The sequence below is a fragment of the Kitasatospora sp. NPDC001527 genome (assembly GCF_040298605.1).
In the GTDB taxonomy this organism is placed as follows: Bacteria; Actinomycetota; Actinomycetes; order Streptomycetales; family Streptomycetaceae; genus Kitasatospora.
The window spans coordinates 112308-138932 of record NZ_JBEPAM010000015.1 but is presented as its reverse complement, the minus strand read 5'-3'; the positions used below and the strand labels follow the sequence as shown (position 1 = coordinate 138932).

The following is a 26625-nucleotide window of genomic DNA, read 5'->3' as shown; positions in this document are numbered from 1 at the left end:
CGTTGACTTTTGGCACGCTGTTGAGTTCTCAAGGAACGGACGCTTCCATCAGGCGGCTTTCACACCGGCCCTCCGGGCGCTTCGTTCTTTCGTGTCTCCAGCTTATCAGATGTTTCCGTGCCGTTCCCGGCGCTTCCTTCATCCAACTCACTGGCGCCTTCTGCGGCTTGACGCCCCGTCCGACGTTTCAAACTCTAGCCGACCTCCGCTCCGAAAAGCGAATCCGACCGCAATCCCCGGGAAATGCACACGCCAAATAGACCCCATGCCGGGGAGGCGTTCGTATGTCCAGAGGATTGGCCGTCCCGGGACCGTCCGCGCCGATGCGTGTCCGGTGCTCCCTGCCGAGCGACTGGGTGACAGTACTCCCCTTCCGCGCCGCAGAACAAATTGCGCCTGCGCCCGGCCGGGCGCAGGCACCTAGACCAAAGGCCTGAAACCGCGTCCCTGGAGAACGGCCTGCCCCTGGGTGTCCCCGTCCGTGGATAGCTTGGGCACGACCCATCCGGCCCGCTCGGCGTCCGAGCGGTCGCCCGAGGAGTGCCCGTGACGGAGAACCTGGCGGCCGTGTCCGCGGCCGGAGTGACCATGACCCTGGCGGCGATCGCCGCGACCGGCGCGGCCTCGCGCCCCTCGGGCGAGACCCTGGCGGCGCAGCGGGCCCGCGTCGCCGCCGGCGTCACCCGGCAGCTGGCCGACCCGGACCTGGCGACCGGGGGTACCTGGGAGCTGGAGTGGCTCGCGCTGAGCCCCTACAACGCCAACATGGCGTACATCGCGAAGAACGTCCACGGTCCGGTGTTCGCCGTGGTGGTCCGCGGGACGACCGCCAATGTGACGGACCTCCTGGAGGACCTCGACGTCGGCACGGTGGTCCCGTTCACCGCCGGCGGATCGCCGCAGCCGGTCTCCGTCTCGAAGGGGGCCATGACGGCGTTCACCGAGGTCGTCGGCATGACCGACGGCTCCTCGCCGACGGGCTCCACCCTCGTGCAGGCGCTCACCGGCCTCTTCGCGGCGTCACCCACGCCCCCGGCGGTCTACGTGATCGGCCACAGCCTGGGCGGCTGCGTCGCGACGATGCTCGCGCTGTACCTCCAGGCCCGGACCTGGGACGGCGTCTCCCCGACGTTCGGCGTGATCACCTTCGCCGCTCCCACCGCCGGCCTGCAGGACTTCGCCGACTACTTCGGCTCCGTGAAGTGGACGGTGAACCTGGGCTACGCCAACGACTACGACCTCGTCCCGCTGGCCTGGTCCTCCCTCGACACGGCCAAGTCCTGGTACCCCGCCGTCCACGGACCGGTCGCGACCGACGAGGTGAAGGACCTCCTCATCCCGGAGCTCGAAGCCCTCACCGGGCCCAACACCTACGCCCAGCCGGACAACACCTTCGGCCTGAACCCCGACTACGACACCTTCGACGGCACCGTGGTCAGGCACTCGACCGCGGACTTCTTCGGCCAGGCCGGCTACCAGCACGCCAACTCCACCTATCTGGACCTGCTGCAGGCACCCCTCGTGCCCGCCGGGCCGGTGGTGACGGCGATCAGCCCCACCGTCGGCGACGTGGGCACGCCGGTCGTCATCACCGGCAGCGGCTTCGGTCCGGACAGCGTGGTCGACTTCGGCACCGTGCCGGGCGCGAACGCCGTCGTCGACGGCGCGAACCGGATCACGGTGCCGGCACCCGCCGGGGCCGGCATCGTCGAGGTCCGGGTCACCGGCACCCTGGGTACCTCCCCGGCCGTCCCGTTCGCGCAGTTCGCCTACGGCGGGCCCGCTCCCGTCCTGGTCACCGCGCTCAGCAGGGACTCCGGCACGGCCGGGACCACGGTCGACATCACGGGTGTGGGCTTCGCCGGCAAGCCCACCGTCTACTTCGGGAGGAACCCCTCGGCCTCGGTCACCCTGAGCTCGCCGACCCGGATCACCGCGACCGCGCCGGCCTCGGGGACGCCGCTCAGCAGGACCGTCGACGTCAGGGTGCTCTCCAACGGCTACCTGTCCCCCGCGAGCCCGGCCGACGAGTTCACCTATCCCGGGCTGCTCGTGGAGTGACCGCCGGCGCCTCCGCCCCCCGTCGAAAGGTTTGTGCGATGACCATCAAGTCCTCGACAGCACGCTGCCTCGGACTGATCCTGCTGGTGCTGGGACTGACCGCGCCCGCCGACGCGACGGCCACCGGGGCGACGCCCTCGGCCACCGCGCTGGGCCACACCGGCCGCTGGCTGACGGACGACCAGGGCCGGGTGGTCACCGTGCACGGCGTGAACCTGGTCTACAAGAACCCGCCGTACTTCCCCGCGGCGGGTGGGTTCGGCGAGGAGGACGCCCGGTTCCTCGCGGAGAACGGCTTCAACGCGGTCCGGCTGGGCTTCGCCTGGAGCGCGGTCGAGCCGCAGCCCGGCGTCTACGACGACGCCTACATCGAGCAGATCCGACAGACCCAGCAACTGCTGGCCCGCTTCCACATCCACAGCCTCGTCGACTCCCACCAGGACGCCTTCAACGAGTCGGTGGGCGCGAGCTGGAGCGGGTTCCCGGAGTGGGCGACGTTCACCGACGGGCTGCCCGTGGAACCGAATCCGGGCTTCCCGCTGGTCTACTTCACCAGCCCCGCGCAGAACCAGACCTGGCAGAACTTCTGGCGCGACCACGCGGCCCCCGACGGGGTCGGGGTGCAGGAGCACTACGCGGCCATGTGGGCGCACGTCGCGCGGCGCTTCGCGGACCAGCCGTACGTCCTCGGCTACGACCTGATCAACGAGCCGTGGCCCGGCTGGGAGTACCCGACCTGCTTCCCGGACGGCTGCCCCCGGTTCGAGGGCGAGGTGCTCGCGCCGTTCGAGGCGAAGGTCATGAACGCCGTCCGCGGAGTCGACCGCGACCACCTGCTGTTCTTCGAGCCGTCGCTGACCAACGACTTCGGCACCCCGAACTGGATGCCGAACCCGACCGGCGGCCCGAAGGCGGGGCTGAGCTTCCACGACTACTGCTTCGGCGAGGTCGACACCTGCATCACCAACGGCCTGGCGCGCGCCGACGCCGACGGCGTCGTCGGCGTGGTGACCGAGTTCGGCGCGACCACGGACGCGACCAGGCTGACGGCCCTCACCGACCGGTTCGACGAGCACATGGCGTCCTGGATGTTCTGGGCCCTGGCGCAGAACCAGACGCCCGACCACCCCCAGGAGCCGCCGACCGGACCCAACCTGATGGACCCGGCGATCGTCCGGCCGTACCCGCAGGCGGTCGCGGGCACTCCGCAGCAGTGGCGGTACGACGGCACGACCGGGACCTTCACGCTTCAGTACAGCACCCTGCGCGCCGACGACGGCCGGCCGTTCGCCCGGGGAGCGCGCACCGAGGTGTACCTGCCGCAGAGCACCTACCCCGGCGGCTACCGGGTCGAGAGCCGGGGCGCCGAGGTGGTGTCGCCGCCCGACGCCCGGCTGCTCCGGCTCACCGCCCTGCCCGGGCAGGAGACCGTCCAGGTGACCGTCACCCGGCGCTGAGGCCCCGGCCCGCCGCGCCCGCGTGCTGCAGGAGGTCCCCGGCGCGGGCGGCCAGGCCGTCGGCACCGCACCGCAGGGCCAGCTCCCGTCCGCGGTCCAGCGCGGCCCGGGCGGCCGGGGCGTCGGCCAGCGCCTCGCCCAGGTCGACCAGGGCGAGCGCGTGCTCGTAGCGGGCGGGTGAGCGCTCCAGGTGCCGGACGGCCCCGGCGAGCAGCTCGGCCGCGCGCGGCCGGTCGTGCACGGCCGCGCAGAGCCGCAGCGCGCTGCCGATGGCCGAGTCCGTCCCGGACTCCCGGGCCCGGCGCACGGCCTCCTCGGCGAGCTCGCGGGCCCGGTCCGGCTGGTCGGGGGCGACCGCGCGGGCCAGGTGCCCGAGCCACGGCGCCCACACCGTGTTGCGCCAGCCGCGCTCGTCCAGCGCCTCGCCGGCGGCGGTCAGCGTCGCGGCGGCGCCGGGCCGGTCGCCGCGGGCCAGCAGCAGCCGGCCGTACAGCGTGGGGGCGTCGGGCAGCACCATCACGGTCGGGTACGGCGGGCCGAAGGCGTGCTCGCGCGCCAGCTCCAGCGCCTCCGGCACCCGGCCGCGCGCCGCCAGGGTCTCGGCCAGCGCCCCCACCGCGTCCCAGTGCAGCGGGACGCCCGGGCCGATCCGTTCGGCGATGCGCAGCGCCCGGCGCAGGTAGTCCTCCGCCTGCGCCAGCGCGCCGCAGCGCAGGCGGAGCATGCCGGTCAGCAGGTAGGCGAAGCCGAGGTGGCCGCCGCTCCAGCCGGCGACCTCGTAGGCGCGGACCGCCTCGGTGAACAGTTCCTCGGCCCGGTCGACCCGGTCCGCGTAGAGGTAGCTGATGCCGAGGATGCCCGGCAGCTCGAAGCCCCAGGTGGTGTTGGTCCAGCCGAGGCTGCGGGGCAGCCGGCCGTGCGGCAGCGCGGACTCGGCCAGGGCGATCGCCCGCTCGCGGTGCACGCCGCGCAGGGTGAGGTCCCAGCAGCGCAGCACGGCGACCGCGTGGGCCAGGCCGTTCTGTTCGAAGAGCACCTCGTCCGGGGCCGCCGGCCCGTCCTTCGCGGCGCTGTCGGTGAAGGCCAGGCCGACCGTTTCGAGCATCCGGTCGAACTCCGCGAGCCTGCGGGAGCGGCCCGGGCCGTCCGCGTCCTCGGACTGGAACGCGGCGAACATGAAGTGGGCGACCTCCAGGCGCAGCCGGCCCGGGCCGGGCGGGGTGCGGGCGGCCTCCTCCGCGCACACCCGGGCGGCCTCGCCGAGCCGGTTGCTGTGGGCGAGCGCCTGGGCGAGCCGGAAGATCGCGTCCACCCGCAGTCCCGGGCCCAGCCCGTACGGGGCCGCGAGTGCCAGGCGCAGCTGGTTGACCGTGGTCGCCGGGTCGGTGAGCAGCGCCGAGCAGCCGAGTTCGTAGAGCACCTCGGCCCGGTCCTGGTCGGCGGGCGGTTCGCTGATGGCGCGGCGCAGGCAGCGCTGGGCCGCCTCGGGCGCGCCGATGGCCAGGTGCTCGCGGGCCGCGCGGCGCAGCTTGCCCACGATGTCGTCGTTGCCCTCGGGCAGGGTCTCCAGGAGGTGCCGGGAGGCCGTCAGCAGGCCGAGGCCGGCGTTCTCGGTCTCGACGGCGGCGACCCCGTGCATCGCGGTGCGGGTGGCCGGCGGCATCGACTGGTAGACCGAGGTGGCGATCAGCGGGTGGACGAACTCCAGCCGGCCGCCCGAGGTGCCGGTCAGGACGCCCTGCCGACGCAGTTCCCGGACGGATTCGGCGGCGGTCTCCGGGCCCTGGGTGCAGATGACGGCGGCCAGGTCCGGGCGGATGTCGGTGCCCAGCATGGACGCCGCCCAGGCGAACCGCATCGCGGTCGGGCCGATCTTGTCCAGCCAGTGCCGGAGCGTCATTCCCCGCGCGTCGGCGGCGAGTTCGCGCAGCTGGCCGGTGCTCTCCTCGACCGGTTCGAGCCGCTGGTCGAGCACCTCGCGCAGCAGGGCGGTGGTCTCGTACGGGTTGCCGGCCGTGATCGCCCAGACGTGGCGGCAGAAGGCGTCCTCCGCCCGCGCGCCGAGGGCGGCGCGGACCAGGTGCGCGACCGAGGCCGGCTGGAGCGGCCGCAGTTCGTGCCGCCGGTCGGCCCTGGTGACGAGGGCGCGCTGCAGCGGCAGGACGTCGTCGGGGAACTCGTCGCGGCAGGCGAGCGCCAGCAGGACCGGCAGTTCCCGGGCGCGCACCGCGAAGCCGGCCAGCCAGCCGAGCGACTCCGGATCGGCCCAGTGCAGGTCGTCGACGAGCACGGCCACCGGTGAGCGGCGCCGCACCAGTCCGGTGAGCACGAAGTCCAGCCCGTCCCGCACCCCCTGCGGGTCCAGTTGTCCGCCGGGCGGCAGCAGGCCCACCGCCGGGCCGACGATGTCCTCCCAGGGTCCGAACACCTGGGCCCGTTCCTCGTCGGACAGGGCCGCGAGCACCGGCTGCACCAGCTGGCGCACCACGTGGAACGGCTCGTGGCGCTGCCGTTCCCCGCCCCGGGCGAACAGCACGGTGCAGCCCGCGCGCCCCGCCCGGCGCCGCACCTCGGTGAGCACCGCGGTCTTGCCGAGCCCGGCGGCGCCGGTGTACACCAGCAGTTCCCCGAGCCCGGCGCCCGCGGGCCGGGTGAGCCTGCCCACCGCCTCCCCGGCCGACCGGATCTCGGCCTCCCGCTCGTGCAGCGGGCAGTCGTCCTCCCCGCCGCCGTCCCCCCGGGCCGCCGACTCCCCTCCGGCCACCGCCGCCTCCCCTTCACGCCTCCACGGCCGTCGCTGCCGATGCCGAGGCTACTGCCGAACGGCCCGCTCCGGCGCGGGCTTGACAATCCCTCCACCGCTCCACCGGTCCCGGGCATGGAGTGGCGGTGCTGGTGCGGCTCCCTAGGCTGCCGTTCCCGTGTGCGAAGCACCCGTCACCCGGCCGCCACAGGGCCGCGGGCGCCGGTGGCCCGGCGGGCCAGGAGCTTGCCCAGCTCCCACAGCAGCAGGAGCGCGATCGCGGCGAGCAGGGCCCAGCCGAACTGCCGGGCGTTGATGGCGGTGGTGCCGAGGAGGCGGTGGAAGGCGTCCATCTGGGTGACGAGCACCGCGAGGACGAACTCGCCGAGCGCCGCCAGGTTCATCTGCCGGCTGTCGAAGGTACGCACGGTCAGCACCGAGCCGCGCTCGCTGCGGCACTCGTAGGCGGCCACGATCAGGCACAGCGCGAAGGCCGTGAAGGCGATCGAGTTGCCGACGTGCGCACTGCCGTAGTGCGTCCGGCCGAGCTCGATCAGGCCGAGCAGGGCCACCGTGAGCGCCAGCCCGGCGAGCCCGACGGTGACCACCACGGGCCCGGTCAGCACGGACTCCCCGCGCGGGCGCGGGGTGCGCCGCATCAGCCCGGGGCTCTCCTGGTCGAACCCCAGCGCGAAGCCGAACGGGGCGTTGACCACGAAGTGGATCCACAGGACCTGTGGCGGGGTGAACGGCTCCCCGGCGGCGATGTCGAACACCGTGGCGCCGAGGAAGGTCAGCACGAAGGTGACCAGCAGCACCAGGACGAAGCGGATGTACTTGGTGAGGTTGTCGTAGAGCTTCCGGCCCTCCCGCACGGCGTGCACGATGGTGGCGAAGTTGTCGTCGGCGAGGACCATCCGGCTGGCGTTCTTCGCCACGTCGGTGCCGCTGCCCATCGCGATGCCGATGTCGGCGGCCTTGATGGCCGGGGCGTCGTTGACGCCGTCGCCGGTCATCGCGACCACGTCGCCCTTCTTCTTGAGGGTGTCCGCGAGCAGCACCTTGTGCTCGGGCGCGACGCGGCCGACGACGCCGATGCCGTCGATCCTGGCCAGCCGCTCGTGCTCCGGCAGCGCGGCGAAGTCGGCCCCGAGCATCGCCTCGCCGTCGATGCCGAGCCGGCGGGCGATGGCGGCGCCGGTGGTGACGTCGTCCCCGGTCACCATGCGCACCCGGATCCGGGCGGCCTGCGCGCTGGCGACGGCCGCCTTCGACTCCTCGCGCGGCGGGTCGACCATGCCCACCAGGCTGGTCATCCGCAGGCCGGTGACCAGGGCCAGCAGGTCGCCGTCCGGGTCGAAGTCCGCCGGGTCGAGGTCCCGGTAGGCGGCGGCCATCACGCGCAGGCCCTCGCCGCCCATCCGCTCGGTCTGCGCCAGGGCGTGGCCGCCGAGGTCCTCGTCCCAGGGGATGCCCGCGCCGTCCGCGAGGGCGGAGGTGGCGCGGGCCGTCACCGCGGGGGCCGCGCCCTTGACGAAGCACCGCACCACCGGTCGGCCGTCCGCGTCCTTGGCCTCGTTGAAGCTGGCCATCAGCTTGTAGCCGGGGTCGAACGGGAGGGTCGCGAGGCGCGGGAAGCGCTCCCGGGTGGCCTCGATGTCCAGGCCCGCCTTGTGACCGAGGACGAGCAGGGCGCCCTCGGTCGGGTCGCCCACGACCTCGCCGTCGACCAGTTTGGCGTCGTTGGCGACGAGGTACGGCAGCACCGCGTCCTCGATGCCCGGGGCGGAGCCGGCGGCGTGGTGGATCCGCCCCTCCAGGCGGTAGCCGGTGCCGGAGACGGTGTAGCGGTCGGTGGGGCTGAGCACCTCGACGACCGTCATCTGGTTCATCGTCAGGGTGCCGGTCTTGTCCGAGTTGATGGCCGAGGTGAAGCCGAGCGTCTCGACGGAGGGCAGTTCCTTCACGATCGCGTTGCGCCTGGCCAGGTTGAGGCTGCCGACGGAGAGGATCACCTGGCTGACCGTGGGCAGCGCCTCCGGGATGGCCGCGATGGCCAGCGAGACCGCGCTGACGAACAGCGCGTCCCAGGCCTGGTCGCGGCTGCGGCCGAGGGCGAACATCACGACCATGGTCAGGCCGGCGGCCGCCGCGATCCACAGCGTCAGGGTGTTGAGCTCGCGGGTGAGCGGCGACTGCTCCCTCCGGGTGGCCGACAGCATCCCGGAGATCCTGCCCAGCTCCGTTCCGGCGCCCGTCGCGGTGACGACGACCAGGCCGCTGCCGTGGGTGACCGGGGTGTTCATGAAGGCCATGTTCGTCTGGTCCCCCGGGCCGAGCCGCTCGCCGCCCGCCAGGGTGGCCGTGTCCTTCGCGGCCGGGACGCTCTCGCCGGTCAGCGCCGACTCGTCGATCTGCAGCGAACTGGCCTCGACGATCCGTCCGTCCGCCGGGACCTCGTCGCCCGCCGAGACCAGCACGACGTCACCGACCACCAGCTGCTCGGCCGGGATCTCCGCCTCCGCGCCGTCCCGCCGGACCCGCGCCGTCGCCTCCATCATCGACTTCAGCGCGTTCATCGCGCTCTCGGCCTTGCCCTCCTGCCGCAGGCCCACCAGCGCGTTGACCAGGGTGAGCACCAGCAGCAGGACCGCCGTCGTCCACTCCTCGATCGCCAGCGAGACCACCGCCGAGGCCACCAGGATGATCTGCATGTAGCTGCGGTACTGGTCGACGAAGCGCAGCCAGCCCGGCCGCTGCTCCTCCTCGGGGAGCGCGTTCGGGCCGTGGGCGGCCAGCAGCCGCGCCGCCCGGGCCGCGCTGAGCCCGACCGCCGGATCGACACCCAGCCGGTCGGCGACCTCCTGCGGCGTCCGCCCGTACCAGGGCTCCGGGGCCTCCTGCGGCCCCGGCCGTCCGGCCTGCTCCGCCATCTTCGCTCCTCGCGCGCACGACGCCGTGGGGCCGCCGGGCCGTACGGCGGGGCCCCGAACGGCGTGTTGACGCGGGACCTGTGGGCACGGGAGGCGGCGGCTACCTGCCACGCTGTGGCCGCCGGGCGGCGGCGTCAAACCCACGGCGTCCTTCCGGGCGGCCCGTGTGGCGGCGCACCCGCCGCGGGCCGAGGATGGGCCCGTCCCGCCCTCCCCTGCGATCGGAGCCGTGATGGCGACCCTGACGGTATGGCGCTTCCCCACGGCGGGGGGAGCCGACGAAGCCCTCGCCGCGCTGAAGAAGCTGCAGCACCAGGAGCTGATCAGGGTCCAGGACGGCGCCGTGGTCAGCTGGCCCGAGGGCGCCCGGAAGCCCCGGACCCGCCACCTGGGCGACATGACCGGCATGGGCGCCCTGGGCGGGGCCTTCTGGGGCTTCCTCCTCGGCATGATCTTCTTCGTCCCCGCCCTCGGCGCCGCGGCGGGCGCGGCCGGCGGCGCCATGGGGGGCCACCTCGCCCACCTCGGCATCGACGACCACTTCGTCAAGCAGCTGCGGCAGAAGGTCACCCCCGGCACCTCCGCGCTCTTCGTCCTCAGCTCGGACGCCGTGCTCGACCGCGTCCGGTCGGCCTTCGAGGGCCGGCACGCCGAACTCCTGGAGACGGACCTCTCCGCCGAGGAGGAGGCCCGCCTGCGCGAGACCTTCACCGAGGGCGGGTGAGGACCCGCCCGGCCGCCGCCGGCGTCCGCCGCCGGACCGCGCGGAAGCATCCGGCGTCCTGACCGGATGGACAGGAGACGGGCCCGGGCGGCGCCCGCGGCGCCGGTAGGATGGCCGATCATGGCCAGTCGTAGAACGTCGATCCTGGAAGCAGCGGCGCGGGTGATCGCGCGACGCGGGGTGCGCGGGCTGCGGGTGGAGGAGCTCGCGGCCGAGGCGGGCGTGTCGACGGCGCTCGTCTACTACCACTTCAAGGACCGCACGGGAGTCCTCCGCCAGACGCTCGGGTTCATCAACGACCGGGCGGAGCGCCACACGGCCGAGCGCGCCCCGGACGCTCCGCCGCCGACCGCGCGCGAGGAGCTGGAGCGGACGCTGCTGCTGGAACTCCAGGACAGCGTCGAGGTGCGGGAGAACAGCACCGCCTGGGGCGAGCTGCGGGCGAGCGCGGTGTTCGACGAGACGCTGCGCGAGGACCTGGCGCGGGCCACCCGGATCTGGGTCCAGGAGATCGCCGAACTGCTCGGCGCCGTCCGGCCGATGGCGTCGGCGGTCGCGCTGGCCGGCGCGGCCGAGCGGCTGACGGCGCTGCTGGAGGGGCTCAGCACGCGCTGGCTCAGCGGCAGCCTCCCGCTGGTGCACGCCCGGGCGCTGATGACCGACGCGATCGACGCCGAAGTGATCCGGCTCGCTGCCTGAGCCGCGCGGGTTCCACGCTCGTCGCACTCCGTCTCGGCACGGACCGGAACGGGTCTGGCACGCCTGTCGTTCTGACTGACTTTTCAGTCAGCGCGAGCCTGAGTGCGCGCGCCCGCACGATCCGGAGACCCTCATGACCCACCACCGCGACGACCGGCACGCCGAGCTCTTCCCCCGGGTGCCGGCGGACGACGTCCCGCACGCACGGACCACGGCGGTGTGATCACCACCCGGTTCGGCGACGCGCGCAAGGACGCCGCCGCTCGGTGTCGGGTCGGGGCCCGCAGGCTACTGACAGGACGGTCAGGATCCGGCCCGGCACGCATCCGCCGTTCGGGGAAAGTGCGCCGTCCGGCGCGACCGGCGTATTCGGCGCGACCGGCATATTTCCGGAGCGGGGCCGTCCGCTCCTGGTCATTTCTTCACCGCGATGTGATGCCCGGTACATGCCAGTGACGACAATTCCGGAAATCGAGGGAATAGGATTCGGGGAATACGGCTCTGGTATTCTGATGAGCAGTCAGACAGATCGCTGCGGCGCATGATTGCAATCATCCACAGAGAAGAGTCGACCTTGAAGAAGTCCGTCATCATCACCGGCGCCTCCTCGGGGCTCGGATTGGCCACCACACGTGAACTCGCCGCGGCCGGAGAGCATGTGATCATGGCCTGCCGGAGCGTGCCGAAGGGCGAGGCCGCCGCGGCGGAGATCCGCACGGCGATTCCCGACGCGAGCCTGGAGGTCGTCGAACTCGATCTTTCCTCGCTCGCATCCGTCCGCGCCGGCGCCCGGGAAATCCTCGCGAACTCCGACCGGCCGCCGCTGCACGTACTGATCTGCAATGCCGGAATCCAGGTGGTGAACGGCGTCCAGCGCTCCAAGGACGGCTATGAACTGACCTTTGCCACGAACCATCTCGGGCATTTTCTGCTGACCCAACTGCTGCTCGACCACATCGCCGAGCCGGGCCGGGTGATCCTGGTCTCCAGCGAGGTGCACCAGGGGCCCCGGAAGTCGATGGGATTCCCGGCTCCGCGCTGGGAGGACCCGCAGGCCATGGTCGATCCCGACCGCTCCCAGCTGAACGGCTCGGCCAAGTCCGGCCGGGTCCGCTACGCGACCTCCAAGCTGGCGAACCTGTACACCACCTACGAGCTGGCCCGGCGGATCGCCTCGCGCCGGATCACGGTGAACGCCTTCGATCCCGGGCTGATGCCCGGCACCTCGCTGGACCGCGACTGGCCGCCACTCATCCAGCGGGTCTACGCCCAGCTGACCCCGCTGCTGGTCGCGACGCTGCCGGGGGCCCGGTCCGTCGCGCAGTCCTCCGGCGACCTCGCCTGGCTGGCCACCGCGCCGGAGCCGGCCGGGACCACCGGCGCCTACTTCTCCGGCCGCAAGCCGCGCGAGAGCTCCAAGGAGTCGCACGACCGCGACCGGGCCACCGAACTCTGGGCGGCCTCCGAGCAGCTGGTCGCCGCACACGCCTGATCCGGGCACCACGCCGAGGGCCGTTCCGGAGCCGACTGGCTTCCGGAACGGCCCTCGATGGTTCGACCCCAGGGCGCCGAGCGGGTGCTCAGGAGAGCGCCAGCACCGTCCCGGCCGGGCCCGGCGAGGTCAGCCGGTGCAGGGCGCGGTCGACGCAGCGGTCGGCCAGCGCCGTGACGGTCAGCGCCGGCGGTACCGCCCCGGTCGAACCGGGGATCAGCGAACTGTCGATCACGAACAGGTTGTCGTACCCGGCGACGTCGCCCGCCTGCCCGGTGGCCTGCCCCAGCACCGCCCCGCCCAGGCAGTGCGCGGTGAGCGCCGGCGTCACCACGTCCACCCTGATCCCGGGGTTCGCCCGGTCCAGCTTCGAGGTGGTCGCCGACATCGCGTCGGTGACCCGCTGGATCCGCGGGTCCGACTTCGGCCAGGTCAGCTCGACCTTGCCGGTGGCCGGCCGGTAGTCGAAGCGGCCGAGCGCCGGCGGCACGGACAGGCCCAGCATCGTGCCGGCGAGCGAGCCGAGCGCCGGGTAGCCGAGCGGGAATCCGAGGAAGGTCACCGGGGTCTCGGGGTCCGCCCAGTCGGTGGCCACGATGTGCGAGGGCCCGCCCTGCGCGGTGTCGCGCAGCGGCAGCCCGGCGCGGACGATGATGTGGTCCCCGCCCGTGCCCCAGTTGCGCCCCACCTGGTCGCCCAGCCGCGGGAGACTGCCCCTGCCCTTGGCCCGGACCAGCAGCTTGGTGGTGCCGAGCGAACCGGCCGCCAGGAAGACGTACCGGGCCGCGAACTGCGGACGCGCCCTGACCAGCCCCTGCTCGTCGATCTGCTCCGCCGTGATCAGGTACCGGTTGTCCAGCGGGCCGATGTCCGTCACCTGGTGCAGCGGCAGCACCGAGACCCGTCCGGTGGCCTCGGCCGCCGCGAGGATCGAGCGGTCGACGCTGCGCTTGGCCCCGCTGTTGACGCCGAAGTCCGAGTGGCCGAGGATCGCCGAGCGCACGGCGGTGCCGGCTATCTCGTTGCGGACGATCTGCCAGTCCACCGCCATGTCCGGGCGCATCGTCGGAAGTCCGGCCCGCGCCGCCTCGGCCAGCAGGTCCCGCGCGTTGGCGTAGTACGGGGAGTTGAGCACGTCGTCCGGGATCGGGGCGACGCCGATCAGGTTGCGGGCCCGCGGGTACCAGACGTCCCGCATCTCGGCGTAGTCGAGCGAGGTCCCGAAGCTGCGGCGGAAGAAGTCCTCCCGGGGCGCCATCATCACCGCGTTGTTCACCAGCGAGCCGCCGCCGACGCCCGCGCCGGCCAGGCCGATCACGCCGTCGGCCACGAACGCCTCCAGCACGCCGGTGAACGGGTGGAAGCTCTCGTTGGTGAAGGGCGAGGTGGTGGCCAGCCACGCGGCGCGGCCGTCCGGGGCCTGCGGGGTGCAGAACGTGTCGCCCGCGGGAGTGATCGGCCAGCGGCGTCCGCGCTCCAGGAGCACGCTGCTGAAGCCGGCCTGGGCCAGCCGGAGCGCCGCCACCGAGCCTGCGTATCCGCTGCCGACGATCACCACGTCGACGGGCTCGGCGGCCCGGGCGACACCGCTCAGCAGGCCCCCCGACAGGGCGGCGGCCCCGGTGGCCGCCACTCCGTAGCGCAGGATCTGCCGTCTGTTGATTGCGGGTCCGTTCACTTCGTCCTCTCGAATGGCGATGGCGGTGACTGTGCGGTTCCGGGGCGTCCTCAGGCCGTCACGCGGACGCCCATGCTCGCGATGCCGTACGAGCCCTGCGTGGTGCGCAGGCGCGGCGGGTCCTCCGGGTCCAGGGCGAGCCGGTCGAGGTGCGGGTAGAAGGAGCGGAACGCGGTCTCGGCGAGCAGCCGGGAGAGCGCGGCGCCCGGGCAGAAGTGCGGTCCGGCGCCGAAGCCCAGGTGGTCGCCCTTGGTGTCGCGGTCCAGGTCGAAGACGTCGGGGTTCGGGAACTTGCGCGGGTCGCGGTTGCCGGAGCCGATCAGGACGTGCACCAACTCGCCCTCGGGAATGGTGACATCGTGCAGGGTGACGTCCTCGGCGGCCCGGCGCAGCAGCCACTGGGTGGGGCTGTACAGCCGCAGGTACTCCTCGATGAAGTCCCGGGTGAGCTCGGGCTCGGCGATCAGCCGGTCGGCGAGGGCCTTGTCGGTCAGCAGCATGTGCACGCCGCCGCCGAGCAGGTTCATCGTGGTCTCGTGGCCGGCCGCGACGAACGACCAGGCCATGGTGACCAGTTCGTCGCGGGTCATGTCCCCGGCCTCCAGCTGCGCGACCAGCTCGCCGAGGATGTCCTCCTGGTTGGGCTTGCCCTTGCGCTGGTGGGCGAGTTCGCCCATGTAGTTGCCGAACTCCACGATGTCCTCGAAGAATCCGGGCGCGAGGTCCGGGTCCATCCCGGCGGCGACGGCGAAGGACGCCATCACGGCCTGCGACCAGCGGCGCAGGTCCGCCTTGCGGTCGAGCGGGATGCCGAGCATGCCGCCGACCACCTTGAGCGGCAGCGCGGTGGTGAAGGCCTCGACGAACTCGACCTTCTCCTGCGCCAGGATCTCGTCGATCAGCTCGTCGACGATGTCCTGCACCCAGCCGCCGAGGGTGCGGACCAGCCGGGCGTTGAACGCCTTGTTGGCCATGTGGCGCAGCCGGGTGTGCTCGGGCGCGTCCCGGTTCACCAGCATCGGGAGGTTGAGGTAGTCGCCCTTGCGGATCTGCGAGGAGAAGAGCTTCTTGTCCTTCAGCGCGAGCGAGACGTCGTCGTACCGGCTGAGGACGTAGAAGTCGGAGCCGTCCCACATGCCGCCGGGGGCGTGGAACACCGGGTTCTCGTCCCGCAGCCGGACGTAGGTCGGCCAGGGGTTGAGGTGGTAGTCGGGGTCGCCGAGGTCGATCGTGATGGTGGTCATGGTTGCCCTCTCCGTCCGGCCTGTCCGTCAGGCCTGTCTGTCTGGACTGCTGTGGCTGCCCCCCGCCACGGCCGGGCGGGGGGCAGGGGCCGGCGGCTCAGCCGGCGGCGGGGCTCTCCATGAAGCCGCTGGCGGTGAAGGCCTCCAGGTACGTGCGCACCAGCGCGGCGTCCAGCGGCGGGCAGGCGATGCCCGTCCCCTCCAGCGCCGCCAGGGTGTCCTCGGCGGCGGACCTCGGGAGCCGGACGTCGTCGACCGCGTCGTTGAGGAAGGGCACCAGTCCGAGCAGCGCCATGGTGCCGGCCTCGCGGCCGGTCACCTTCTCCTTCCAGCGGGCGAACGTCATCCGCTCCATCGGGTAGCCGAACTCCTCGACCAGGTCGAAGAACTCGATCCAGGTCAGCTTGGTGTCGTTGACCAGGTGGAAGGTCCGTCCGCTCAGCTCCGGGCGCCCGGCCAGCTCCACCACCGCGCGCGCCACGTAGTCGATCGGCGCGGGCTGCAGCGGCATCTCGACGTGGTCGGGCGCGATGCCGGCCTCCGCGCAGCCCTTGATCACCATGCTCAGGTGGTCCAGCCGGTTGAACGCCCCGGACGTGCTGTGCGGGCCCGAGTTGATGCGGTGGATGGTGACCGGCACCCCGCGGGCGTGCGCGGTGCGGACCATGTGCTCGGCGACCCACTTCGACTGCGCGTAGCCGACCACCAGCGGGCCGCTGGTCAGCAGGTCCTGGCTCTCCGGCACGCTGTCGGCCTCGAACTCCTTCGAGGAGAACACCCCGACGGTGGAGATGAAGTGCACGGGCCTCGCCGCGCCGGCCGTCGCCAGCCGCAGCACCTCGCGGGTGCCGTCCACGTTGGCGGCCTCCAGGCCGCTGTAGGGGTAGGTCCACTTCACGGTCGCACCGCAGTGGAAGATGCCGCCGATCTTCGCGTGCAGGGCGGTGAACCCCTCCTCGCCGAGACCGAACCGGGGCTCGGAGAGGTCCCCGACGACCGGCACGATCCGCGTCCCGGCATCGCCGATGTCGATCCCGTAGGTGGTCAGGTTGGCGAGCACCCGGCGGACGGCGTGCTTCTCGTTCTCGGCGCGGACCAGGCAGTGCACCGCGCCCCGGCCGCGCTCCAGCAGTTCGGCGAGCAGGAAGGCCCCGACGAAGCCGGTGGCGCCGGTGAGCAGGACGTCCTGCGGGGCCGTCCCGGCCGGCTCGGGCGGCACGGTGGCGGTGATCGACGCCTCCAGCTCCGCCTTCTCCACCATCTCCGGCACGCTCATCGACCGCACCCGGCGGCTGCCGAGGCTGCGCGGACGCCGTGCGGCGGGGGTGGCGGGGGCGGCGGGGGCCGCTTCGGCAGGGGCGGACGCGGGCACGGGGGCGGCGGGGGCCGGCTGTGCAGCCGCCGGGTCCTGCGCGGGCGGCTGCTCCAGCTCGTCCGCGATCCACAGCGCGAGGTCGGTCAGCCGGCCGCCGCCGAACGCGAGCTCCAGCGGCAGGCTGACCTCGAAGTCGCGGTCCACCTGGCTCTTCAGCTCGGCGAGCATCAGCGAGTCGGCGACCATGGTCACCTCGGTCTGCGGGTCGAGGTCCTCCGGCGCGGAGCCGAGGATGGCGGCCAGCAGGCGGACCATGTGCCCGGTGACCGCCCGCTCGCGCTCGGCGGGCGCGGCGGAGCGGAGCGCGGCCAGATCCACAAGGCCGGCGGCGCCCGCGGCGCCCGCGGGCCGGCCGCTCGACACCATCCGCTCCAGCAGGGCCTCGCTGACCGGACGGAACGACACCCCGCTCAGTTCGGCGACCAGCGAGCCGTCCAGCGCGGTCAGGCGCAGGTCCCCGGCCAGCGAGCCGTCGGCGGTCTCCCGGGTCACCACCGTGCACAGCACCTCGTCCGCCGCGACGGCGCCGTGCACGACCATCCGCTCGTAGCCGGTGCCCAGGTGGACCGGGCGCTCGGCCCAGTCGGCCGGCTGCGGGTGGCCCGCGATCGCGACCAGCTGCACGCAGGCGTCCAGCAGCAGCAGGTCGGCCCGGACGCCGGCCGCGACGCCCTTGGTCCGCTCGTCCGGCGGCACCAGCCGCCCGACCGCGACACCCGGCCCCCGCTGCGCGGACTCCACCAGCTGGAAGCTCGGGCCGAGCCGGAACGCGGGGTGCCAGGCCCGGCGGTAGAACTCCTCGCCGTCCAGGGTCTCCCGGCAGCGCGAACCGGCGTCCGCGAAGAGCGCCTCGGGTGTCACCCCGACCGGGTCTCCCCCGGCCGGGTCCGCCGGGACGACCAGGGCCCGCAGGTGCTGCTGCCAGCCGGTCTCCGGGTCCTTGCTGTGCACGCGGACCTCGGTCTTGCCGTCCGTCAGGGGGCCCAGCACCACCTGGACGGTGCGGGTGTCCTGGTCGGAGAGGACCAGCGGGCGGGAGATCGAGAGGTCCTCGATCCCGACCGGCCCGTCGAAGGCCCGCTCGGCGCAGCGCAGGACCAGCTCCAGGTAGACCACGCCGGGCACCACGAGCCGTCCGTGCACGCGGTGCTCGGCGAGGAACGGCAGGGCGGCGAGGGAGAGTTCGCTCTCGCCGATCACCTCGCCGTCCGCCGTCTCCAGGATGTGCGGGCGCAGCGCGCGGCCGCTCCGCGAGACGGTGGCGCCCGCGGGCGTGCTCTGCGGCCAGTACTCCTCGCGCTGGAAGGGGTAGGTGGGGAGCTTGGCCGCGGCGGCCGGCCGGGCCGCGACGGCGGACCAGTCGACGTCCCGGCCGCGGGTCCAGACCTGGGCGAGCGACTCCAGCAGCACCCGGTGGGCCGAGGGCCCGTCGGCCGCCGAGGCCAGGCGCGGGACGTCCTGGTCCGCGCCGGTGGCGGTGAGCGCGCCGGCGCCCAGTTCGAGGAGGATCCCGATCCCGCCGTCCACGGCCGCCGCCAGCGCCGTGTCGAGCGCGCCGGGCCGGTCCTGGGCGGTGGCCGCGAGGCGGCTCCAGTACGCGGCGGTGGCCACCTCCGGGCCCGCCGGACCGGCCTCGTGGGCGAGGATCAGGTCGACGGCCGGGAGCCGCAGCGGTACGTCCGTCAGGTCGGCCGAGCGGCCGTCCCGGGCCAGGCGGGCGCCGTCCGCGACGGTGAGGACTCCCGCCAGGGCCGCCGCGGCGTAGGCGCCGGCGCCCTGTCCGACGATCACGTCCGCGTCGACACCGACCGAGCGCCACCAGGCGCCGAGTGCCACCGCCGCCGCGTAGTGCGCCATCGGGCCGTCGTCGGCGGCCAGTTCCTCGCCGGGGACGCCGAGGGCGGCGGCCACCGCGTCGAGCGTCTCGGTCACCACCGGCAGCTTCCCGTACAGGCCGTCGGCCCGGGCGCCGCTGTCGGCGACCACGAAGGCCGCCTGCGGCACCGGCCCGGCGCCGCGACGGCCGGTGACCACACCGGTGGCGCCGGTGCCGTTCGCCACGGCCCGCAGCCCCTCGGCCAGTGCGGCGGAGGTCTCGGCCACCACGGCGGCGCGGTCGCTGAGGTCGGCGCGGCCGACGCCGGCCGACCAGGCGAGGTCGGTGGGCGTGAGCGCGTCGGCGGCGGCGGCGAACTCGGCCAGCCGGGCGGCCGATTCGCGCAGCGCCGCGGCGCCGGAGCCGGAGACCTTGACCACCACGGGCCCGTCCGGGGCCGGTACCGCGGCGCGCTCGCGGGCCGGCGGGGACTCCAGGACGACGTGGGCGTTGGTGCCGCCGAACCCGAAGGCCGACACGCCGGCCACGCGCCGTTCCTGCTCCCAGCGGGTCAGCTCGGTCGGCACCGACACGGGCAGGTCCGCCCACTCGACGTGCGGGTTGGGCTCGACCAGGTTCAGATGCGGCGGGATCCAGCCGCGCTGGACCGTCAGCACCGCCTTGATGAAGCCGGCGATGCCCGCCGCCGCCTCCAGATGACCGATGTTCGTCTTCACCGACCCCAGGGCCACCGGATTGTCCGCCGCGCGGCCGTCTCCCAGCACCCGGCCCAGCGCCCGCACCTCGATCGGGTCGCCCAGCGGCGTCCCCGTCCCGTGCGCCTCGACGAAGCCGACCTCCGCCGCGGCGATCCCCGCCACCGACAGCGCCCGCCGTACGACCTCCTGCTGGGAGGAGGCGCGCGGGACGGTCAGGCCGGAGCTCTTGCCGTCCTGGTTGACGGCGGAGCCGCGGACCACGGCGAGGACGTCGTCGCCGGCGGCGACGGCGTCGGACAGGCGCTTGAGCACGACCACGCCGGCGCCCTCGCCGCGGACGTAGCCGTCGGCGGACGCGTCGAAAGTCCGGCACAGGCCCTGCGCGGAGAGCATCCGCCCACTGGACAGCGCCACCGAGGAATCCGGCGACAGCATCACATTGACGCCACCCGCCAGCGCCGTCTCGCACTCACCCGCGCGCAGGCTCTGCACCGCCAGGTGCAACGCCACCAGCGAGGAGGAGCACGCGGTGTCCACCACCATGCTCGGCCCCTCCAGACCCAGCACGTAGGACAGACGGTTGGCACCGAAGTTGCCCGAACTGCCCGTCGCCGAGTACGCGTCGATCAGCGAGACGTCCCCCGCGCCGAGGCGCTGGAAGTCGTTGCTGCCCATGCCGACGAACACGCCCGTCCGGCTGCCGCGCAGCGAATCGGGCGCCACCCCCGCGTGCTCCAGGGCCTCCCAGGCCACCTCCAGCACCAACCGGTGCTGCGGGTCGATGCCCACCGCCTCACGCGGCGGAATACCGAACAGCCCCGCGTCGAAACCCCGCACCCCGTCGACGAACCCACCGTGACGGACATACATCCGCCCCGGCGCCCCCGCCTCCTCGTCGAAGAACTCCTCCACGTCCCACCGGTCCGACGGAATCTCCGTGATCCCCGAACCACCACGGGCCAGGAACTCCCAGAACCCCTCGACGCCCGTCACACCACCCGGGAACCGGCACCCCACGCCGACGACGGCCACCGGCTCGACGCGGGCCTGCCTGGCCGCCGCCGCCTCGGCGCGCGCGGCCTTGAGTTCGACGAGGGCGCGGAGCAGCACCTCCTGGCGTTCGGGCGCGACCGCCCCCTGGGTGTTCATGGTCGGCTCCTCAGTTGTTGTCATGGTGGCTCTCCTGGTTCAGCTCGGACTCGAGGAGGTCCAGCAGCTCCGACTCGGACAGCTGGGCGAGTTCCGCCGACAGTTCGTCCACCTCGGCGGCCCGCTCCGGGAGCGGGTCGGCCAGGCCGAGGACCTCGCCGAGGAGGTACTCGCCGAGCGCGGCGACGGTGGGGTGTTCGAAGGCGACCGTGCCGGGCAGTTCCTCGCCGACCAACTGCTCCAGCCGGAACTTGAGTTCGACACTCATCACGGAGTCCATCCCGGCCTCGAAGAAGCCGAGGTCGGCGTCGATCCCGCTGCCCGGCTCCCGGCCGAGCACCGCCGCGACCTCCGCCTGCAGCGCCCGCTCCAGCAGCCTGGTCCGGGTGGCCCGGCTCTCCGCCTGGCGCAGCCGGCCCAGCAGCATCGCGTCGCCGCCGGCCCGGCCGGCCGCGGCCCGGGTGCCCAGGTGGGTGAGCAGCGGGCGGCGCCGCTTGGCCTCCATGACGGGGCGGAACCTCGCCCAGTCCACCGGTGCGACGGTCAGCTGGTGGCGCCCGGAGCCCAGGGTGCGGCCGAGGGCGGCGAGGCCGGTCTCGTTCGGGAGGACGTACAGGCCCATCGACTCGAAGTACTGCTCGTGGTGGCCGGCCATCTCGCTCTCCTCCCACCAGCCCCAGTTCATCGCGAGGCCCGGCAGGCCCCGGCTGACCCGGTCGTGGGCGAGCACGTCCTGGAAGTAGTTGGCCGCCACGTAGTGGCCCGCGAGCGCGGAGCCCCAGACCGAGGAGGCGGAGGAGAACATCACGAAGAAGTCGACCCCGCCGGCCGCGGTGAGCGCGTCCAGCACCAGGCTGCCCTCGACCTTGGGCCGCAGGATGTCCCGGAAGTGCTGCCAGTCCAGGTCCACGACGGCCCGGGGCTCGAAGAGACCGGCCGCGTGCACCACGCCCTTGACGGCCGGCCAGGGGTTGGCGGCGGTGTCGAAGACCCCGGCCATCGCGGCGGCGTCCGCCACGTCGGCGTGCGGGGTGTGGACGCTGACGCCGGCCGCCCTCAGCTCGGCGAGCGCCGCCAGCAGCTGACGGTCCGACTCGGGAAGGCCGGGGCCGTCCTCGGGGACGGGCCGGCGGCCCAGCAGCACCAGGTGCCGGGCGCCGCGCCCGGCCAGCCAGCGGGCCACCCGCAGGCCGAGGATGCCCCGGCCGCCGGTGATCAGGTACGAGCCGTCGGGGCCGACCGCCGTCGGCGACGGTGTGGCGGGCAGGTTCTCCACCCGCCGCAGCCGGGCCGCCTTGCGCAGGCCCGCGCGGTACGCGACCTGGTCCTCGCCGTCGGGGGCGAGCAGCTCGGCGGCGATCGCCTCGGCCTCCTGCCCGGGGTCGGCGCCGGCCGGGTCGAGGTCGACCAGGCCTCCCCAGATCTCCGGGTGCTCCAGGGCGACGGCCCGGCCGAGGCCCCAGGCGGGGGCGTGCGAGGCGGCCATGGCCGCGCCGTCGGTGCCGACACCGCCACGGGTGACCACCCACAGCTGGGGTGCCGGGGCGCCAGGGCGGGCGCGCAGCACCTTCGGGGCGAACAGCAGCGGCCCACAGGCCAGCGCGAGCGCGCCGTCCAGCTCCGGGCCGGGCAGGCGCGGGTCCGCCGCGTCGTGCAGCGCGCCCAGGTGGACCAGGCCGCGGACGGCCGGCTCCTCGGCGAGGGCCCGGGCCACCAGTTCGCGCAGCCGGTCCGGCCCGTTCCGGCAGAAGGCCGCGGCGGTTCCCGGCTCCGCCACGGTCAGGATCCTGGCCCGTGCCCCGTGGGCGGCCAGCCGCTCGGCGACCCGGCCGGCCAGGCCGTGCTGGTCCTCGATCAGCAGCCAGGTGCCCTGGGGACGCCCGGCGGTTCCCGGCTCCAGGACGGGCGGCTCGACCCGCTCCCAGTCCACCTCGTACACGTCCTGGGCGAGCGCGTCGGGCGCCTGCCCGTGCGGCACCGGCTTGCCCGGCAGCCAGTACCGCTGCCGCTGCCAGCGGTAGGCGGGCAGCGCGGCGGTGCTCGGGCCCTCGCCGTGCAGGGCCCGGTGGTCCACCGGGCGGCCGGCCACGTGCAGGGCTCCGGCGGCGTCCAGCATGGTCGCCCTGGCCTCGGCGCCGGCCCGCATCGAGGCCGCCGTGGTGAGACCGGCGACCCGGCCCTCCAGGCTCTGCCGGACGGCCGTGGACAGGACGGCGTGCGGGCCTGCCTCGACCACCAGGGTGTGCCCCTCGCCGGCGGCGGCCTGCAGCGCGTCGGCGAAGCGGACGGGCAGCGTCATGTTGTCCGCCCAGTAGCGCGCGTCCAGCGCGTCGGGGCCGGCCAGGCCACCGGTGACCGTGGAGTAGAGCGGGACCGTGCGGCCGGCCGGCGCCAGCGCGCCCAGCGCGTCGACGAGTTCACCGCGCAGCGGGTCCAGGACGGGGGTGTGGAAGGCGTACTCGCCCGGCATCGCCATCCAGAAGGCCTTGCGCTCGCGGACCTGCGCCTCCAGCGCCGCGACCTCCTGCGGCAACCCGCCGACCACGGTGTTGACCGGGCTGTTGACGGCGGCGACGAACAGCCGCCCGCCGTACGGCTCGATCAGCGTCCGGACCTCGGCGACGGGCAGGCCCACCACCGCCATCCGGCCCTGCCCGTGGCTGCGGGCCATCACCCGGCCGCGGAGCACCGCGATCCGAAGGCCCTCCTCCAGGCCGAAGGCACCGGCCGCGACGGCCGCCGCGATCTCGCCGACGCTGTGTCCGACCACCGCGTCCGGCTCGACGCCCCAGGAGCGCCACAGCTCGGTGAGCGCCGCCTCGACGGCGAAGATCGCCGGCTGGGTCACGCTGGTGTCGTCCAGCCGGGAGGCCTCGCGCGGCGCCTCCAGCTGCTCCAGCAGCGACCAGCCGGCCAGCTCCCGGACGACCTCCTCGCAGCGCAGCAGCACCCGCGCGGCCACCGGGTCGGCCAGCAGGCTCCGGCCCATGCCGGGCCACTGAGACCCCTGACCGCCGTAGACGAAGACCAGCCTGCTCCGGGCGGGCCGGGGCACCACGCCCTGGCGCACCTGGTGGCGGCCCCCGGCCAGCAGCTTGTCGAGCTGCTCGGCGGCCCGCGCCGGCGAGGAGGCCACCAGGGCCATCCGGGCCGCGAAGTGGTCGCGCCGGACAGCCGCCGTGCGGACCGTCTCGGCCCAGGCCGACCGGCCGCGGACGGCGCTGCCGTCCGCCAGGAACGTCCGGTAGGCCTCGGCGGTCTCCCGCAGCCCCTCGGGGGTGCGGGCCGAGAGCACCAGCAACTCGGGCCGCTCGTCGGCGGGTTCGTCCACCCGGCGGTCGGCCGGCCGCGGCTCGGGAGCCTGCTCCAGCACCACGTGCGCGTTGGTGCCGCTGAAGCCGAAGGAGCTGAGCCCGGCGACCCGGGCCCGCCCGCCGGTGGTCCACGGCGTGAGCTCCGTCGGCACGGTCACCGGCAGCGCCGCCCAGTCCAGCAGCGGGTTCGGGTTCTCCAGGTGCAGGTGCGGCGGGATCTGCCCGTGGTACAGCGACAGCGCCACCTTGACCAGCCCGCAGATGCCCGCGGCGGCCTCCAGGTGCCCGACGTTGGTCTTGGCGGAGCCGACCACCAGCGGCGGCGCGTCGCCGCCCTCGGGCCGCAGCGCCTCGGCCAGCGCCTGGATCTCCATCGGGTCGCCGAGCGCCGTGCCGGTGCCGTGCGCCTCCACGTAACCCACCTCGTCGGGCGAGGCCCCGGCGTCGCGCAGCGCGTCCTGGATCACGGCCTGCTGCGCGAGGCCGTTGGGGACGGTCAGGCCGGCGCTGCGGCCGTCCTGGTTCACCGCCGTGCCGCGCAGCACCGCCCAGATGTGGTCCCCCGCCGCCTGCGCGTCGGAGAGCCGCTTGAGCACCACCACGCCGGCGCCCTCGCCGCGGCCGTAGCCGTCCGCCGAGGCGTCGAAGGTCTTGCACCGGCCGTCGGGCGAGAGCGCCCGCAGCCGGGAGAGCCCGGCCGTGGTGGCCGGGGCCAGCATCAGGTTCACACCGGCCACCACGGAGAGGTCCGACTCGCCGGAACGCAGGCTCCGGACCGCGAGGTGGGCCGCCACCAGGGACGAGGAACAGGCCGTGTCGACGGCCAGGCTCGGCCCCTGGGCGCCGAGCAGGTAGGACAGCCGGCCGGCCGCGACGCTGAAGGTGTTGCCGGTCGCCAGGTGGGCGCCGTCGTCGGCGGTGCCCTCCGCGACCAGCAGCTGCAGGTAGTCGGAGGTGTTGATGCCGACGTAGACCGAGGTGCGGGAGCCGTCGACCTCGGCGGCGGTCACGCCCGCGTCGGCGAGCGCCTCCGAGGCCACTTCGAGCAGCAGGCGCTGCTGCGGGTCCATCCCGCGGGCCTCGCGGGCCGAGATGCCGAAGGCGTCCGCGTCGAACTCGTCGACCCGGGTGGTGAGGAAGCCGCCGCGCCGGGTGGAGGTCTTGCCGGGGGCGGCCGGGTCGGCGTCGTAGAACGCCTCGCGGTCCCAGCGGTCGTCCGGCACCTCGCCGGTCGCGTCGCGGCCGTCCAGCAGGAGCTGCCAGAACGTGTCCAGGTCGTTCGCGCCGCCGGGCAGCCGGCAGCCCATGCCGACGATGGCGATGGGCTCGGAGTGCGGTGCCGCCGGTGCCGGGGCGGCGGGCCGGGGGGCGGGCTCGGTCTGCTCGGCCGCATCGGCGGCGGCGGGCCGCGGGGTGGCGTCGGCGGCGGGCCGCTGCGGCGCGGGGGCCTGCCGGAGGCGGCGGCCGGCCAGGTAGCCGGCCAGCTTGCCGATGGTGGGGTGGTCGAAGACGGCGGTGGCCGGGATGTCCCGGTCGATCAGGTCCTCCATCCGGACCCGCAGGCCGACCACCATCTCCGAGGTCAGGCCGAGGTCGAACAGGCCGGTCTCGGCGTCGAGTTCGTCCGGGTCGGCGAGGTCCAGCAGGGTGGCCAGCTCCTCCTTGAGCCGGCGGACCAGTTCCTCGGGGGCGGGCTGCGCGGAGACGGACCGCCCGGTGGCGGGTGCCCCGGCGGGCAGGGCCCGCGGCGCCGGCTCCGGACGGGACGCGGGCACCAGGGCGGCCGGGGCGGCCGGGGCGGCCGGGGCCGGGAGCGGCGGCAGGGCCGCGTGCCGGTCGGCGCTCCGGCCGGTGACCGGGGCGGGACCGTAGTCCTGCCGCTGGAACGGGTAGGTCGGCAGCTTCACCGTGCGGGCCGGGCGCGGACCGACGGCCCGCCAGTCGACCTGGCACCCCTCGGTCCACAACCGGGCCAGCGAGCCGAGCAGTTGGCGGTGCGCGGGACCGGCGGCGAACGCCGACGGGACGCAGACCGGCGCGCGGCCGGGCGCGGTGCCGGCCGCCGGCCCGAGCAGTCCGCCGGTGCCGAGCTCGACCAGGATCCGCACGCCCCGCTCCCACACGGTCCGCATCGCCTGCTCGAACCGCACCGGCTCGCGGGTGTGCCGGACCCAGTACTCGGCCGTGGTGATCTCCTCGCCCGCGAGCAGACCGGTGGCGTCGGACACCAGCGGAAGACCGGGAAGGCTCATCGTCAGCCCGGCGAACTCCTCGGCCAGCGAGGCCAGGACGGGCTCCACGGCGGCGGAGTGGAAGGCGTGCGGCACAGCGAGCCGGACACCGCGCACACCGCGGCCGGCCAGCTCGTCCGCCACCGCCGTCACGGCCTCCAGCGGGCCGCTGATCACGGTGTCGCGGGGCCCGTTGAGCGCCGCGATCCCGACCTCACCGGAGACCAGCCGGTCGATCCCGGCCAGCTCCTGCGGCGCGCACGACAGGGCCACCATCGCGCCGCCCGCGGGGAGTTCCGCCATCAGGCGTCCCCGGGCAGCGGTCAGCCGGGCGCCGTCCGCGACCGTGAACACCCCGGCGAGCGCGGCCGCCGCGTACGCCCCGACGCTGTGCCCGACCACGGCGGCCGGCTCCACGCCGACCGAACGCCACCAGGCTCCCAGCGCCACGGCGGCGGTGTAGAGGGCGGGTTGGGCCACCTCGGTGGCGGCCAGCGCCTGCCGCGCCTCCTCGCCGCCCGACAGCAGTGCGGACAGCGGCAGCTCGGTGACCGGGCCGACCACCGCCGCCACCGCGTCCACCGTCTCGGTCACCACCGGGACCGTGCCGTACAGGCCCTCCAGCACACCCGCGACCTTGGCGCCGTGACCGGGGACGACGAACGCCACCCGCGGTGCGGTGCCGACGCCCCGGCGGCCGGTGACCACGCCGGCGGTGCTGCCGCCCAGGGCGACCGCCCGAAGGCCCGCCGTCAGTTCCGTCCTGGTCTGCGCGACCACGGCCGCCCGCTCGCCGAGGTCCGCCCGGCCCACGCCGGCCGCCCAGGCCACCTGCTCCGGGGTGATTCCGTCGGTCGCGGCGACGAAGTCGGCCAGCCGCCCCGCCGCCGCCCTGAGGGACCCGCTCTCCGCCCCCGAGACCTTCACCAGGACGGGGGAACCACCGGGGTCGGACTGTCCGCCGGAAATTCCTGACGTCACGTCAACACT

Annotated in this window: 11 protein-coding genes; 5 read left to right on the top strand and 6 right to left on the bottom strand. The window is 74.4% G+C overall.

Annotation, left to right across the window (positions count from 1 at the left end; genetic code table 11):
- Positions 1 to 546: 546 nt before the first annotated feature.
- A complete protein-coding gene (locus ABT238_RS17505; RefSeq protein ID WP_350561566.1) occupies positions 547 to 2061 on the top strand; it encodes an IPT/TIG domain-containing protein in 1515 nt (504 codons plus the stop codon).
- A gap of 38 nt (positions 2062 to 2099) precedes the next feature.
- Entirely contained in the window at positions 2100 to 3518 is a 1419-nt protein-coding gene (locus ABT238_RS17500) for a cellulase family glycosylhydrolase (protein ID WP_350762859.1), read from the top strand.
- Here ABT238_RS17500 and ABT238_RS17495 read toward each other — a convergent pair.
- The gene (locus ABT238_RS17495) at positions 3505 to 6282 is read right to left on the bottom strand and encodes an ATP-binding protein (protein WP_350762850.1); all 2778 of its coding nucleotides are present in this window, start codon (positions 6280 to 6282) and stop codon (positions 3505 to 3507) included. The two genes, ABT238_RS17500 and ABT238_RS17495, sit on opposite strands and share 14 nt — an antisense overlap.
- A 173-nt stretch (positions 6283 to 6455) precedes the next feature.
- On the bottom strand, positions 6456 to 9194 hold the full coding sequence (locus tag ABT238_RS17490; protein WP_350762840.1) for a cation-translocating P-type ATPase: 2739 nt from the start codon (positions 9192 to 9194) through the stop codon (positions 6456 to 6458).
- A gap of 232 nt (positions 9195 to 9426) precedes the next feature.
- Between ABT238_RS17490 and ABT238_RS17485 the strand changes: the two genes are divergently transcribed.
- The 3 genes from ABT238_RS17485 to ABT238_RS17475 all read left to right on the top strand — a co-directional run bounded on the left by ABT238_RS17485 (position 9427) and on the right by ABT238_RS17475 (position 12109).
- Positions 9427 to 9918: a DUF1269 domain-containing protein gene (locus tag ABT238_RS17485; protein WP_350561558.1), complete on the top strand. Its 492-nt coding sequence runs from the start codon at positions 9427 to 9429 to the stop codon at positions 9916 to 9918.
- 120 nt (positions 9919 to 10038) lie between these two features.
- Positions 10039 to 10617: a TetR/AcrR family transcriptional regulator gene (locus ABT238_RS17480; protein WP_350561556.1), complete on the top strand. Its 579-nt coding sequence runs from the start codon at positions 10039 to 10041 to the stop codon at positions 10615 to 10617.
- A gap of 574 nt (positions 10618 to 11191) precedes the next feature.
- Positions 11192 to 12109: an SDR family oxidoreductase gene (locus tag ABT238_RS17475; RefSeq protein WP_350561554.1), complete on the top strand. Its 918-nt coding sequence runs from the start codon at positions 11192 to 11194 to the stop codon at positions 12107 to 12109.
- 88 nt (positions 12110 to 12197) lie between these two features.
- Here ABT238_RS17475 and ABT238_RS17470 read toward each other — a convergent pair whose 3' ends face one another.
- From ABT238_RS17470 to ABT238_RS17455, 4 genes are all read right to left on the bottom strand, one after another.
- Positions 12198 to 13787, bottom strand: a complete 1590-nt coding sequence (locus tag ABT238_RS17470) for an FAD-binding protein (RefSeq protein WP_350561552.1) — start codon at positions 13785 to 13787, stop codon at positions 12198 to 12200.
- 50 nt (positions 13788 to 13837) lie between these two features.
- Positions 13838 to 15031, bottom strand: a complete 1194-nt coding sequence (locus tag ABT238_RS17465) for a cytochrome P450 (RefSeq protein ID WP_350762804.1) — start codon at positions 15029 to 15031, stop codon at positions 13838 to 13840.
- Positions 15032 to 15128: 97 nt separating this feature from the next.
- The gene (locus tag ABT238_RS17460; protein WP_350762784.1) at positions 15129 to 20114 is read right to left on the bottom strand and encodes a thioester reductase domain-containing protein; all 4986 of its coding nucleotides are present in this window, start codon (positions 20112 to 20114) and stop codon (positions 15129 to 15131) included.
- Complete coding sequence (locus ABT238_RS17455; RefSeq protein WP_350762768.1) at positions 20101 to 26616, bottom strand: acyltransferase domain-containing protein; 6516 nt, start codon at positions 26614 to 26616, stop codon at positions 20101 to 20103. The genes ABT238_RS17460 and ABT238_RS17455 overlap by 14 nt, the downstream gene beginning before the upstream one ends.
- Positions 26617 to 26625: the final 9 nt, after the last annotated feature.

Coding starts and splice junctions, on each gene's coding strand:
- ABT238_RS17490 (WP_350762840.1), bottom strand. CDS start 9,194: ATGGCGGAGCAGGCCGGACGGCCGGGGCCGCAGGAGGCCCCGGAGCCC.
- ABT238_RS17500 (WP_350762859.1), top strand. CDS start 2,100: ATGACCATCAAGTCCTCGACAGCACGCTGCCTCGGACTGATCCTGCTG.
- ABT238_RS17460 (WP_350762784.1), bottom strand. CDS start 20,114: ATGACAACAACTGAGGAGCCGACCATGAACACCCAGGGGGCGGTCGCG.
- ABT238_RS17480 (WP_350561556.1), top strand. CDS start 10,039: ATGGCCAGTCGTAGAACGTCGATCCTGGAAGCAGCGGCGCGGGTGATC.
- ABT238_RS17465 (WP_350762804.1), bottom strand. CDS start 15,031: ATGACCACCATCACGATCGACCTCGGCGACCCCGACTACCACCTCAAC.
- ABT238_RS17485 (WP_350561558.1), top strand. CDS start 9,427: ATGGCGACCCTGACGGTATGGCGCTTCCCCACGGCGGGGGGAGCCGAC.